Source organism: Herpetosiphonaceae bacterium, from assembly GCA_036374795.1.
Lineage (GTDB): Bacteria > Chloroflexota > Chloroflexia > Chloroflexales > Kallotenuaceae > LB3-1.
Window position 1 is genome coordinate 1 of record DASUTC010000352.1, and the last position, 13107, is coordinate 13107.

Annotated in this window: 11 protein-coding genes; 5 read left to right on the forward strand and 6 right to left on the reverse strand. The window is 63.6% G+C overall.

What is annotated here, in order from left to right; genetic code table 11:
* Positions 1-25: 25 nt before the first annotated feature.
* Positions 26-472 carry a hypothetical protein gene (locus VFZ66_28410; GenBank protein HEX6293138.1) on the reverse strand — a complete coding sequence of 149 codons (447 nt, stop codon included), beginning with the start codon at positions 470-472 and terminating at the stop codon, positions 26-28.
* 127 nt (positions 473-599) lie between these two features.
* Positions 600-1133 carry an OsmC family protein gene (locus tag VFZ66_28415; GenBank protein ID HEX6293139.1) on the reverse strand — a complete coding sequence of 178 codons (534 nt, stop codon included), beginning with the start codon at positions 1131-1133 and terminating at the stop codon, positions 600-602.
* A gap of 395 nt (positions 1134-1528) precedes the next feature.
* Here VFZ66_28415 and VFZ66_28420 point away from each other — a divergent pair, with 395 nt between their 5' ends.
* The 3 genes from VFZ66_28420 (at position 1529) to VFZ66_28430 (ending at position 3455) form a co-directional block, all read left to right on the forward strand.
* The gene (locus tag VFZ66_28420) at positions 1529-1732 is read left to right on the forward strand and encodes a hypothetical protein (GenBank protein ID HEX6293140.1); all 204 of its coding nucleotides are present in this window, start codon (positions 1529-1531) and stop codon (positions 1730-1732) included.
* Positions 1733-1952: 220 nt separating this feature from the next.
* On the forward strand, positions 1953-2903 hold the full coding sequence (locus VFZ66_28425) for a ring-cleaving dioxygenase (protein HEX6293141.1): 951 nt from the start codon (positions 1953-1955) through the stop codon (positions 2901-2903).
* Positions 2904-3002: 99 nt separating this feature from the next.
* A complete protein-coding gene (locus VFZ66_28430; GenBank protein HEX6293142.1) occupies positions 3003-3455 on the forward strand; it encodes an OsmC family protein in 453 nt (150 codons plus the stop codon).
* A gap of 115 nt (positions 3456-3570) precedes the next feature.
* Here the strand turns inward: VFZ66_28430 and VFZ66_28435 are convergent, their stop codons facing one another.
* From VFZ66_28435 to VFZ66_28445, 3 genes are all read right to left on the reverse strand, one after another.
* Entirely contained in the window at positions 3571-6306 is a 2736-nt protein-coding gene (locus VFZ66_28435) for a PEP/pyruvate-binding domain-containing protein (GenBank protein HEX6293143.1), read from the reverse strand.
* 342 nt (positions 6307-6648) lie between these two features.
* A complete protein-coding gene (locus VFZ66_28440) occupies positions 6649-7185 on the reverse strand; it encodes a hypothetical protein (GenBank protein HEX6293144.1) in 537 nt (178 codons plus the stop codon).
* 17 nt (positions 7186-7202) lie between these two features.
* Complete coding sequence (locus VFZ66_28445; GenBank protein ID HEX6293145.1) at positions 7203-7373, reverse strand: hypothetical protein; 171 nt, start codon at positions 7371-7373, stop codon at positions 7203-7205.
* Between the two features lie 367 nt (positions 7374-7740).
* On the opposite strand from VFZ66_28445, the gene VFZ66_28450 reads away from it, so the two are divergent.
* Positions 7741-11052, forward strand: coding sequence for a TGS domain-containing protein (locus VFZ66_28450; GenBank protein ID HEX6293146.1), 3312 nt, complete (start codon positions 7741-7743; stop codon positions 11050-11052).
* A gap of 92 nt (positions 11053-11144) precedes the next feature.
* Positions 11145-12479, forward strand: a complete 1335-nt coding sequence (locus VFZ66_28455; protein HEX6293147.1) for a winged helix-turn-helix domain-containing protein — start codon at positions 11145-11147, stop codon at positions 12477-12479.
* A gap of 9 nt (positions 12480-12488) precedes the next feature.
* Here VFZ66_28455 and VFZ66_28460 read toward each other — a convergent pair whose 3' ends face one another.
* The gene (locus tag VFZ66_28460; GenBank protein ID HEX6293148.1) at positions 12489-12989 is read right to left on the reverse strand and encodes a hypothetical protein; all 501 of its coding nucleotides are present in this window, start codon (positions 12987-12989) and stop codon (positions 12489-12491) included.
* Between the last annotated feature and the right edge of the window lie 118 nt (positions 12990-13107).

Below are 13107 nucleotides of genomic sequence, written 5' to 3' on the forward strand. Positions count from 1 at the left end.
GGTGTGATGTCGAGAGGATAGGCGTTTACTGCGCGTTCTGCTGGCTGCGCTGCCGGATCAGCGCCTCGATCGCGCGGATCTGCTCGGATGTGTAGCCTTCGAGCAAAATGGTGTGCGGGTGTTTCTCGCCCTGCACGTAGATCAGCAGGAAGTCGCCGTAGTGCGAGCGCCGCCCAACCTCGCGGATCTCAGCCCACGGTAGCCGCATCTGCCGCCGCTGCGTGGTGACGATCACGGCGTCGCTCGCGATCTCGATCGTCTGGGCCGCTCGAACATAGTGCCGCAGCGCGTAGATGCCGTAGCCCGCTACGCCGCCGAGAGCACCGCTCAGCGCCAGGAGGAGGATGTTTTGCGCGCCGGCGAGGTAGAGCATGACAGGGGCGAGCACGGCTACGATCAGCCCGACCATGATCTGTTCGTTGCGGGCGGCTCCTGTGTCTGCCTCGAAGCGTGTGGTTGGATGTTCCTGCACGGCTGCGCTCCATCGTCGAAAGCTTTGTTGCGGCGTATTATACGGCGAGAGGCGATTGTTTGGGGACAAAGAAGCACAGGCGCGCTGTGCCTGTGCTCATGCATATCCGGGGTGTTGAATGTTTTGGCTAGTCGATCATTTCCAGCCGCGAAGTGACGGGCACGCCGTTGCGGATGTTGTCGAGCATCGGCGAGGTTTTCTCGGCAGCGCGCAGAATCTCCTCAAGCGCTTCCGGCGGCGCGTCGCTCTTGATGCGCACGATGTACTGGACGTTGGTAAAGCCGGAGCGGATGCTCTCGTCCAGGCCCAGGTAGCCGCGCAGGTCGAGATCGCCCGTGACCTCGATCTCGAAGTCCTCGAAATCGACGCCGCGCTTGGCCGCCTGCGTGACCAGCCCGATCGAGACGCAACTGCTGAGCGCCGCCAGCAGCAGCTCGACGGGATCGACGGCGCTGTCTTGGCCGCCTAGAACCTCCGGCTCGTCGGCTTTGATCACGCGCTCGCGGGCGGTCGTTTCGGTGATCGTGCCGCCTTTCCACAAGGTTTTGGCGGAGAAGCTAAAGTTGGCTTTAGCTGGATCGTTCTGTACTTCCTGGATGAAGTTCCGGTAGTTGCCCAGGTTGAGCGTCATGCAACTCTTGGTGCTCACCGTCTCGCTCATGGTGTGATTCTCCTTCTGTAGGGGTTCCGCGCTGGTTTCAGATTCCGAAGTGTAGAGGTCGCTGCCGGGCGTGGGCACCTGCAAAGGATGGGCAGCGGTCTAGGGCGTTTGGCGGAGCATGGAAGAATCAAGGACGAGCGGGGACATGACATGTACGTGTAGCATATTCCAGCGAGTCAAACGATCGCTCCCGACACTTGACAAAACGTGTGACAGATGGATAATACTGTTGCTACCATTGTACGTAGATGAATCTTTCCCACCACGCAGCGGGAAAACTTGCCTCCCCCCGGCAGCTATTTGCCACTTTACCTGTATATAGCCGTACGACGCCATACATCGCTCATATCACAGCGTACCGTGCGACAATGAAGCGCACGAAGGAGGTTTACCCCATGACGCACCACGATTTGCTGACGACTTTGGAGGACGGGCTGGAAAGCCAGCGAATTTCGCCATATCTCGCGGCCTATATCGCGGCGGAGGTGTTGGAGGTCGAGCCACGCGCTACCGGCTTCGACGACCGGGTTCGGCTCGACGATGCGGTTGAGGTGGGGGCAGAGCGTCGCCTCGCTCCGGTGCGTGAGTGGGTGGTGTAGCGCTCGTCGCCAATTGAAGAAAACTATCGCCAGGGGCACGTCAATGCGACGTGCTCTTTTGTTCTGCTTCCAGATCATGATCAAACACCAAGAGCGTGCCACAGTGTAAACAGAACGACGGCTATGGAACAGCCTTTGCTACCAGATCCGCACCAGTGGCCCGGTGTCGTGAGCGCCACCACGCTACAAAAGGCTGCCGGGCGTTAGCAGGAGAAGCACGATGGAACTTGGCGGACTCCACCATGTCACAGCAGTGACCGGCAATGCCGCCGGTAATGTCGCCTTCTACACCAAGGTGCTGGGCATGCGCCTGATCAAAAAGACCGTCAATCAGGATGATGTCTCGGCCTATCATCTCTTTTACGGCGACGAGATCGGCCAGCCGGGGACGGAGCTGACCTTTTTCGACTGGCCCAACATCGGGCCGAATGTCCACGGCACCAGCTCGATCGGCGCGATTGCGCTGCGCGTTCCCGACGCCGATGCGCTCCGCTGGTGGGAGCGGAGGCTCGCGGAGTTCGGCATCGACTCGACGCGCATCACTGAGTTCAAAGGGCGAGGAGCGCTGGTCTTTGCCGATCCAGAGGGCCAGCGACTTCTGCTCGTCGAGGGCGGCGAGACGGCTGACGGCGATCCCTGGCGGCGCAGCCCCGTGCCGCCGGAAGTGGCGATTCGCGGCCTCCACGCGGTCAAGCTGATCGTCGACCGCGCGATGCCCACTGCCCGTTTCCTGACCGAGGCGCTCGGCTTTCGGCAGGCTGGAAGCTACCCCTTCGCCGAGAACGATGCGCGCCAGACGCTCGTGTTCGAGGTCGGGCCGGGCGGATCGGGGGCCGAGATCCACATCGACGAGCGGCCAGAGCTGCCGCCCGGTCGCGTCGGGATCGGCGGCGTTCACCACGTGGCCTTTCGCACGCCGAGCGAGGATGAGCATCGGCGGTGGCGCGAGCGCGTCCGAGAGGCGGGGTTTGCCATTACGCCAGTGATCAATCGCTTCTACTTCCGCTCGATCTACTTCCGTGAGCCGGGCGGCGTGCTCTTCGAGATCGCCACCGACGGGCCAGGCTTCAGCGTGGACGAAGATCCCGCCCACCTGGGAGAGCGGCTGGCGCTGCCGCCCTTCCTTGAGCCGCATCGCGCGGAGATCGAGGCGCATCTCAAGCCGATTTAGCGGTAGTCTCTTTTTTCTTGCAGGTTGTCATCTCGCAACGATCGCGTGCGCTGCGATACGTCACAATACACCTCAGTACGAAGGAGCTCAAGGAGCGACATGATGGCAACCATAGAGATTCCCCACGCGCTGGAAACCGCCTCGGCCACGCTGGTCGATGGGATGCATTTTGCAGGCACGATCGGCGAGTTCCACATCGACGTAGACGCGACCAGAGAGTCTGGGGGCGTCGGCGCGGGGCCGCAGCCGATGCGTCTGGTGCTGCTCGGCCTGGCAAGCTGCACCGGCATGGATGTGGCGGCGATCTTGCGCAAGAAGCAGCAGAAGCTAACCGGCCTGACCGTGGCCGTGCAGGCCAGCCGCGCCGACGAGCATCCGCGCGTCTATACTCAGATCAACATCATCTACCGGCTGCGCGGCAAACAGCTCGATCCGGCGGCGGTCGAGCGCGCGATCCTGCTCTCCGAGACGCGCTACTGCCCGGTGATCGCCATGCTGGGCCAGGCAGCGCAGATCTCCAGCCTGTATGAGATCGAAGAAGAGGTTGCATGATCCGTATGATCGCCGCGCAGACATGCGCGACCACAGACCGGCAGCCTCGATCACAGGTGTAGCCCCATCCACGCACGGGGCGCTGCCTCCGATGCATCAGGCAGCGCCCCGTGTGCTACGCCTCGTCCAGCAGGATGATGTGGCCCTGCGATCCGTCCACGCGGATGCGCTGCCCGCTCCTGAGCCGCGTCGTCGCCTGGTGGACGCCGACGACCGCCGGAATGCCGTACTCGCGCGCCACGACCGAGCCGTGAGTCATCAGGCCGCCGACCTCCATCACCAGGCCACCCGCCGCCAGAAAGAGCGGCGTCCAGGCCGGATCGGTGCCGGGACAGACCAGGATCTCGCCCGGCGCGAGCTGCGTGCCGCGCGGGTCGAGCACCACATGCACGATTCCCTCCACCACGCCGGGCGAAACCGGGCTGCCGACGAGCGTCGCGCCATCGGTGTCTGCGGGCGCTGCAACACCATCGAAGAATGCGCGTCCATCGCTGAGCAGCAGACGCGGCACCTGCCGCCGCCGCTTTTCGCGGGCATATGCCGCCCGCCGCTCGTTCACGAGCGCCTGCCAGTCGCGATCGGTGCCCGACGCCAGCGCGCGGATCTCGTCGGGATGCAAAAAGAACAGATCGTCTGGCCGCGACAGCACACCCCGCGCCACCAGCTCGTGCCCGGTGTCGAGCAGGGCCGCACGCAGAATGCCCAGGCAGCGGATCATCGTAAACTTGGGACTTTCGCGCATGCCGGAGAGCGCGCGGACGCGACGCGCTGCCCAGCGGGCCACCCGCACCTTGAGCCAGCCACGCGGCGTTTGCGCAAGCGCCTGCGTCAGCCTCATGATCGCCGTCTGCGCCGCCGCAGCGCCCCGGCTGAAGATCGCATCGGGCGCCGCGTTGGGATCGTCGATCTGAAGATAGCTCTGCAACGACTGGATCAGCGGCAGCGGCTGCTCCCGCCAGCGCGCTCGTCCAATATCGATCTCTGCGATGCCGCGCATGCCGTAGCGCTCCAGAAACGTGTCGATCGCGCGCTGCGTCGGTGCCGGTAAGCGCTGGCTCAGGACCTCATCGGCAAGCGTGGCGGCGTCGGTCTGCTGAAGATAGGCCGCGCCCGCTGGATCGGCCTTGATCGCGCAGGCCGTCTGCCACAGGGCCAGATCCATCTCCGTGGTGACGTTGTGCGGCAGCCCACGGGTGATCTCCAGCACAAGCTGCCTGCCGCCCGGCAGACTCGCGGCCAGCCGATTCAGGATTTGAAAGCAGATCATGCCTGAGATCACGCCCGGCAGCAGATAGGGCAGCGCGGCCTGAACCAGCAGCCCTGGCACCTCATCGAACAGAGCGATGCGCTGGCTCAGGGTTGAGGCGGCGGCGCTGCGCGCCTGGATCGATCCGACGGTCTGCTCGATCAACCGCTGAATCCGCAGACGGCCCAGGTTCGGATAAAGCAGGTTGTAGCCGATGTTGCCCACGAATCGTCGCAGCATACGAGCGGTATGTAGCCGCGTCCGCAGGCTCATCGGGCGCGCGCTGGTTGCCAGCGCTGGCTCGCCCAGCACCGTCGCCAGCGCCTGGCCTGCGGCTGGCTCCGCAACCGTAAGCGCGCCGGGGATGACGAAATGCAGGCGCGGGTGACGCAGCGCGCCGGTGATATTGAGAAACACGCGCTCGCCCGCGACGAGAAAGATTCGCTGCGTGTCTCTTGTCACCTGCTGGTTGAACTGATTGGCGACCGCCGCGAAGAACTGCCGGAAGAGATCGCGGCCAAGCGGCGTGAGCGGATCGAGCACGCCCTGCACCGCGCCGAACGAGAGGAGCACCTGGAGCGGGTGCGGCGCTATGCCCTCAGGCAGCGGAAAGAGCGAGGTGATCGCCCGCGATTGCAGCACGAAGAGCCGACCGTCGGCCCAGGCCCACTCGATGTCCTGCGGGCTGCCAAAGAGCTGTTCGATGCGCTGACCGATTCGCGCCAGCGCGACGATCGCCGCGTCGGGTAGCGCCTGCCGCTCGGCTGCGTCTTCGGCAACCGTCGTCGTGCCGCCGCCGGTCTGCCCGCGAATCGCGAGCGCCTTCGCGCCGAGCGTGGTTTCGAGGACGCGCCCGCCGCCGGGATCGACGACGTAGTGATCCGGCTCGACCTGCCCCGCGACCAGCGCCTCGCCCAGGCCAAGCGTCGCGTCGATCACCACCTCGCCGCGCTTGCCCGTAAGCGGATTGGCCGTAAACAGCACGCCCGCCGCCTCGCTCTGCACCATTGCCTGCACGACGACCGCCAGCGCAATGCCGCGCTGCTCGATGCCGTTGCGCGACCGATAGCCGATCGCCCGCGCCGTCCACAGGCTGCTCCAACAGTCGACCACCGCGCGCAGCAGCGCTTCCACGCCGACGACATTCAGAAACGTATCCTGCTGACCGGCAAACGACAGCTCAGGCAGATCTTCGGCGGTCGCCGACGAGCGCACCGCCACCGCCGGGCTGCCGATCGCGGCATACGCCTCGCGCAGCGCCTCGGCTATCTCCGTGGGCATCGTGCCTGCGCTGAACCGGGCACGAATTTCGGTGGAAGCCGCCTCAAGCGCCTGGGGATCGTCGGGTGCCGTCCGCGCAACCAGATCGAGAATCGGCTGCTCCAGGTTGTTGGCGGCGATAAAGGCGCTGTAGGCGTGCGTGGTGAGGATAAAGCCATCCGGCACCGGCAGATCGGCCCGCGCCAACCGCGCCAGGTTCGCGCCTTTGCCGCCCGCCAGCTCAAACGATACGTGCTCGTCGTCGAGCGGCAGCGTCAGCGGCTGCTCCATGTCGGAGCGCGGAGCTGAGGCGTGGGTTCCCACCGCTACATCAATCGTATCCATGCAATACCTCGCCATGATGCTACGAAATGCTTCGATCTGAGCGACATGCGGTGTCGGCAGAAGAAAGTCTCTCTGCCTACTATTCTAGCACGGGCGTCATCGTGCGTTGGGCGTACACGCATCTGCGCCGACCTGATCCCGACGCTTTCATGCTCCTGCATGCCGTGTCGATCAGCGTTGCAGATCGACGCCGCCGCGCTGTGCTCTCGCTGCCTGTGGATTGGTAGTCATTGCATACGCGGGGCATAAACAACGACGCGATGGGCCGGATTACTCCAACCCATCGCGTCGTGTTGTATCGCATATCGGCTGTGAGCGAGTGTCGCCGCCCGCCTGCGCATCCTACCGCGCGAAAGCCTCGTGAGGCTGCTGGTGGGCGTGGCCCAGGAATTGGCCGATCTCGCGCTCCTGAGCCTGAAGCTGCTGCCGATAGGCTGTCAGCAGTTGCCGGATCACATCCTGCCGCTCGGCGACAACGCTGTTGAAGACGGCCATCCCGCTGATCGAAGCCAGCTTGCGCTGCTTGCCGTCAAGCTCCATGTAGAGCGTGCCACAGTCCAGCAGCTTCTCGACCATGCTCTGGCGCACCTCGATGTCGTTGAGCACGATCAGGACGACGATCGGCTGGCGCTGAAGCCAGCGCTGCACGACGATCTCGCCGTTGTGGATCAGCACGATGTTGGCGTTGTAGCTCCAGACCAGCATCGAAGCGGCGACGACACAGCCACCGACCGCGACGAGCCAGATGGTGACGCGCGTCTCGGCGTACACCACGATAAAGGCCGCTCCCAGGACGAAGACGACAAAGAGCCGGAACAGATGCCCCAGGAGCATGGGCTTGAATACGTATTGCTTGGTCCACACGAATGGTGTACGCATACCCTTCCTCCGTTCCATTACCGGCTGATAGCTAAAAAGGTGATGACCGCCAGTGCCGCGAGCAGCAGACAGCCGCCGGGCCGCGACGACTCTTCCATCACGAACACTACCTGCGGCTTGCTCGATCGCGGAGCCGTGAGTAGGACAAAGACCATAAGCAGCAGCACGCCGATCGCCAACGTTTCCATAGCAGTTCTCCTTTAGGTTCGGTAGATCTGCGGCGACGGAATGATCTGGGCACGCTTGTTCAGGTAGGGCTTAGTGTGTCTTTGTGTATGTTCGTGATTCTATGTCAGCATACTATAACAGCTCGTGTCCTTTGTCAAGAGGGAGTTTGTGAGTTTTGGTTGACTTTGGAAAGTATTCGGTGTATAAGTTGATCTACAATCACATGCGCGTCACACGCGCTTTTGTGGTCCTACAGCTGGCCTTCTACACACCAGCATCGTACGGCACCGCTGTGTCAGGTACGGTCACACCTGAAAGGAGGAAGCGCGGCCTTGCCCACAGGACTCCTGCCACTCACACAGGAGCGGGTTTCCGCCGCCAACTGCTATGCAACTACTCGGACCGGATCTGGATCTCACCTATCTTTCCTCGGACGAACAAGAGCTGCTTGCGACGACGATTGCAGCCGCAGGGACGCACACTAGATACCTACAAACGCTCACAGACGAGATCGCCGCGCGGATCGCGTTGTTAATAGAATGGCACCAGCGGGCCGCAGTTCTTGCAGCGGCGGTTATCCGGCCCTTGCTCGACGATCCGGCCCTTAGCGAGCCTGAGCGGGCCGAGCTTTCTCCTGAGGCGCTGACACTGGCGCAGCAGTTCCGCGAGCTGGATAGCTTCGATGCGGCAAGCGGCGATCATAGCCGGGCGCGGCGCGGCGAGCGGCTACGCCATCTGCTGTTTGTCGGCTATACCAACGTCGAGGTTGCGCTGCTGTGTCTGGCGGCGCATGTCGTACGCATGCGCTCGATCGACCTGCTCGACAGGCGCGCTGCGCGGCTGCTGGCCGAAGATAACGCGGCGATCTTCCTGCCGCTGATCGAGATGCTTGGTATCTGGCGGCTGCGCCACGAGCTGGGCGCGCGCGGTCTGGAGCTCCTGAATCCCGACAACATCTTGCAGACGATCCACAAGCAGCAAAACGCGGCGCGTCCGCTGCGCGAGCAGTGCTTCGCCGATATTCAGGCCGTGCTCTCGCGCGAGATGGTTGCCGTCGGGATGCAGGGCGAGATTCGGCTGCACAGCAACTCGGCCTTTGGGCTGCACCAGCGCTTGCTGCACGGCGCGGCGCTCGGCGTGATCGTCCGCGATCTCGTGGTCGATGTGCTCGTCGCGCAGCAGCAGGCGTGCTACCTGCTGCTTGGCCTGATCCATCGCCACTGGCGTCCGCTCGAAGGCCGAACCGTCGAGGGCGGCTACTTCCGCGATCTGATCAGCCATCCCAAATCGAACGGCTACCAGGCGCTGATCACCACCGTCAGCTACCGGCTGCACAAGCTGCCGGAGATCGCCGTGCAGTTTCGCATCCGCACCCATGCGATGGAGCAGACCAACGCGCTGGGCATCGTCGGCACCAAATTCGCGCGTCGGCCCGTGCTGCTCGCCAACGCCTGGTGGCAGAACGAGCAGCGCATCAGCTTCGTGCGCGCGCGGCCGCTCGGCTCGACCAGCGACGATCTGTATGTTTTCAGCCCGGCTGGCGAGGTCGTGATCCTGCCGGTCGGCAGCACGCCGATCGACTACGCCTATCATATTCACTCCGAGAAAGGCAAGCACTGCAAGCGGATCTGGATCAACGGCCACGAGGCGAGCTACGACGCCACGCTGCACAACGGCGATCTGGTCGAGATCGATGTCGATCCTGAGTATCCCGGCCCGGATGAGCGCTGGCTGCGCGTGGTGAAGACCTCGAAGGCCAAGATCCATATCAAGCGCGGCCTCAAGCAGCGGCTTGTCACGCCGCACGAGGGCCGTGTCTGGATCGATCGCGTGCTGGCGCGGGAGCTGCGGGCCTACGGCCTGCCCGACATCCCGCCGGAAGAGGTCGATGCCTTTCTGACACGGGCGGCGCACTATCTGGGCTACGCCGATCGCGAGGCGCTCTACTACGATCTGGCCGCGCGCAAGCATCCGCTGGGCCAGTCCTTGCCGTCGCCGGATCAGATCGTCACGCGGCTGATCGCGTCGCGTCTCTCCGACCATGTGGTGCGCGCCGACGGGCTGCCCCTGCGGGTGGCGCAGATCCAGTTCGCGCAGTGCGTCCACGACAAAAAGCCCTGCCGCGTCGTGCCGGGCGTAAAGATCGTCGGGCGCGTGCGCAAGCCGGGCACCGAGGCCGCGCGGCTGACGGTCTATCGCGCCGATTGCCCGAACGCGCCGCAGAACGAGGCGGCGATTCCCCTGGCATGGCGTGGCGATAGCCGTCCCGGCGAGGCGATCAAGGTGCGCGTCAAGGCCGTGGACCGGGCGCGGCTGCTGGGCGATGTGCTGGAAACGATCTATTCGCTGTACGAGCACCCCGACCGGCTGTACCTGCTGGAGCTGGCCGCCGCGATCGATCGCGACCGCTCCGCGCGGATCGAGCTAAAGGTCGAGGCGCAGAGCCACGCGCCGATCGTGCTGCTCGACCAGCAGCTTGATCGGCTCAAGGATCGCGGCACGATCAACGATTTTACGATCAGCGCGCTCTCGCCGATCGAAAAGCTGCGGCTGGTCGATCCTGAGCTGCTGGCGAATCCCTACACCACCAAAGCGGTGCAGGACCGCCGCGTCTTCAAGGGCCGCGACGACGAGATCCGCAGCCTGATCACGCGGCTGCGCGGCGCGCAAAATCATATTGTGCTCTACGGCATGAGTCGCGTGGGCAAGACCTCGCTGCTGCGCTATCTGCGCGACACGATCGAGCATGTCGCCAGCTTCGTGCCGGTCTTTATCGACATGCAGGAGCTTGGCGATTGCCCGGAGTCGCGAATCTGGGCCGAGATCATCGACACCGCCGAGCAGCGATTATCGCTCAAAGGCCGCCGCGTTCGAGCCGGGCGGAAAAAGGCCGAGCAGAGCCTCCAGACATTTCTCGACTGGTGGGCCGATGTACAGCCGGTCTTGCAGGGCCAGCGGCTCCTGATCATGATCGACGAGTTCAACATCGTCGACGAGTGGGTCGATAAGCAGCGCGCGCAGATGTTCGTCCACCGGCTCAAGCACCTGATCGAGCAGCAGCAGGAGATGGCCTTCATCACCTGCGTGCAGGAGACGCTCTTCAAGGCTGCGTACGCCGATCAGCCCGTGGTCAGCCGTCCACTGGTGCGCATCGGCTTTCCGCTGCGGCTGGACTACCTGGACGCGCGCGCGGCGGAGCGGCTGATCCGCGAGCCGATGGGCGAGCTGCTGCGCTACGACGAGACGGTTGTCCATCAGCTTCTCGATCTCACGGCACACCATCCCTTCTTTCTGCAACACCTGCTGGGCCGCGTGGTCGAGCATGTCAACCTGGCGGGACGGCGGGTGGTCACGGCTGCGGATCTGGCCTACGTCGCCGACGAGCTGCTGCGTCACGGCGGCGATACGCTTTTCACCGACTTCCTGCGCGAGTATCGGCGGCTGGGCGCGAAGCAGATTGTGCTGCGCTGCCTGGCCGAGCGCTGCCGTCCCGGCGATGTGGGAGCGACGATCGCGGAGCTCCAGGCCATGCTTGAGCGCTACCAGGCGGCGATGTCGGCGGCGGCGCTGGAGGAGGTGCTCGACTCGCTGTGCGATCTGGGGATCGTGCGACGTGAGCGCCAGGCCGCGCTTGTCCGGCATACGATCCGCGTGCCGCTCTTCGCGCAGTGGCTACGTGATAATCGGCCTCTAGCCTAGAGCAAAGAACAACGAAACAAAGAACAGAGAACAAAGCAGGAACTTGAAACTTGGAACTTGGAACTTGGAACTCGAAACCTGGAGTATCGATCATGACCGAGATCAATCCATTTGCGCGCCTGCTGGTTTCATTCGATCCCAGCCGATTCTATGGCCGGGCGCTGGATACACGCACGATCTTGCTCGGCGTGAGCTCGGACGAGCCGCGCTCGTTCGCGCTCCACGGCGTGCGCACAATCGGCAAGACCACGCTGCTCAAGTTCGTCTGCCACGAGCAGGGCGCGCAGGCCCGCTATCGCGCCGCGCTGGTCCACTACGGCGTAGACAGCGACCGCCCGCTGCGCTGCGTGTATATCAACACCTACAAGCTCGACGGCTCCGCGGTCGTGCGCACGATCTACGACGATCTGCTGCGCTTGAAGCTGATCGGGGCGGCGGAGGATGATACCGACCCGTCGGCGCTGAAAGATGTGCTGCTGAGCCAGCTACGTGCCTCGCACGCCGACGGCAAAGAGCGGCTGGTGCTGTGTCTCGATCATTTCGACCAGGCCTTCGCCACGCTCCAGCTTACGGACGACGCCTTTCTGCGCAGCCTGACCAACTACCTGGCGCTGATCATCGCCACGGAGAGGCCGCTGGCCGAGCTGCGCGAAGATAGCAGCTATGTGTCGCCGCTGCTCAACGTGCTGAGTCCCCGCGTGATCGGGCTGCTGACCAGGGCGGAGGCGCACACTCTGGCAGAGGAGCCCTCGGCGGCGGCAGGCGTGGCCTTTAGCCGCGAAGAAGTCCAGTTCCTCGTCGAGGGCGGCGGTCGGCAGCCGTATCTGCTGGCGACGCTGTGCGAGCAGTATCTCGATATGCGCGGCGAGAATCCTGAGCTGAGCGAGCGCCTGACCGCGGACACGCGCGTGCGGCAGCATGTGCTGGCGCGCATGGAGGCGCTCGCCGCCGTTGATGAGCTGTTCACCTTCTTCTGGGGCCTGCTTGAGGACGAGCAAGAGAAAGATACACTCTTCAAGATCGCGACCGGCCAGGAGGTCGATCTCGACCGTGAGAAAGCGGCGATTAATAGCCTGCTCCAGAAGGCGCTGATCTTCGATGACCTGGGGACGGGCCGCTACTGCGTTTTCGCCGAGCTGTTCCGCAACTACGTTCGTCGCAGCCACCGCACCGGGATCGCGCACATCGCCGATAGCCTGCCGCCGCTCGATCGGCGGCTATTCGAGTACTTGCTGGAGCGGCCTCATCGCCTGTGCCCGATTGACGAGCTGTTCGCCGAGGTGTGGGGCGGCCCCTCTACCAATAAGCGTCCGCTGGAGGCGGCGATCCACCGGATTCGCGGCAAGATTCATGAGCTTGATCCGAGCTGGGATTATATTCAGAATGTGCGCGGCCAGGGCTACCAGTACGTGCCCAAGCCGACATAGCGCGCCGTGTCACACGGTATCACCCGCAGCCACAGCTTGCAGCACAGCCCTGCCGATCTCCATCCACGCTCGCTCGCTGAGCCGTGCCGCTGTTGCCTCGTCGATCCGGGCTTCGAGCGCCTTAAGCGCTGCCGTAAACAGCTCGGCAAAGACGTACGTCAGCCCGGTTGTGTACGAGGTGTTGGGCAGGTTCGGCAGCGTATTGAGGTCGGCCAGGATCAGCAGATGGGTCGCCTCTAGCCGGGTACATTTAAGCGCGCGGATAAAAGCGTCGATATACTCACGCGGCAATTGTTTTGCTTTGTCGCCGTTTTCAATCCCGGTCAGCCACCAGTCGCCCTTGACCTTGTAGTTAATACCCTCGCTCTCTAGTTCCGTATAAAAGCGATCGAGCAGCTCAGCCCGCGAGAGCTGCCGCTCTTCGCGTAACATGCGAAGGGCTTTGCCCAGCGCAATCGCTCGATCCCGTGTGTTGCGATCATGACCATCAGGAGTTTTCTTGGTAGGCATGGATATATTCCCTAGTATCGTGCGGGCCAGGCTCAGCACAGGTGCCGTGTGCCTCAGGCGTACACGTCTTGGTATCACAAGAGGTAGAGAAAAGTCAATTTAAAAACTTAAAAGGTTA

Bases quoted from the DNA above. Each gene is read 5' to 3' on its own strand.
- VFZ66_28435 (HEX6293143.1), bottom strand. From the start codon at position 6,306: ATGGATACGATTGATGTAGCGGTGGGAACCCACGCCTCAGCTCCGCGC.
- VFZ66_28420 (HEX6293140.1), top strand. From the start codon at position 1,529: ATGACGCACCACGATTTGCTGACGACTTTGGAGGACGGGCTGGAAAGC.
- VFZ66_28455 (HEX6293147.1), top strand. From the start codon at position 11,145: ATGACCGAGATCAATCCATTTGCGCGCCTGCTGGTTTCATTCGATCCC.
- VFZ66_28425 (HEX6293141.1), top strand. From the start codon at position 1,953: ATGGAACTTGGCGGACTCCACCATGTCACAGCAGTGACCGGCAATGCC.
- VFZ66_28415 (HEX6293139.1), bottom strand. From the start codon at position 1,133: ATGAGCGAGACGGTGAGCACCAAGAGTTGCATGACGCTCAACCTGGGC.
- VFZ66_28460 (HEX6293148.1), bottom strand. From the start codon at position 12,989: ATGCCTACCAAGAAAACTCCTGATGGTCATGATCGCAACACACGGGAT.
- VFZ66_28440 (HEX6293144.1), bottom strand. From the start codon at position 7,185: ATGCGTACACCATTCGTGTGGACCAAGCAATACGTATTCAAGCCCATG.
- VFZ66_28430 (HEX6293142.1), top strand. From the start codon at position 3,003: ATGATGGCAACCATAGAGATTCCCCACGCGCTGGAAACCGCCTCGGCC.
- VFZ66_28445 (HEX6293145.1), bottom strand. From the start codon at position 7,373: ATGGAAACGTTGGCGATCGGCGTGCTGCTGCTTATGGTCTTTGTCCTA.
- VFZ66_28450 (HEX6293146.1), top strand. From the start codon at position 7,741: ATGCAACTACTCGGACCGGATCTGGATCTCACCTATCTTTCCTCGGAC.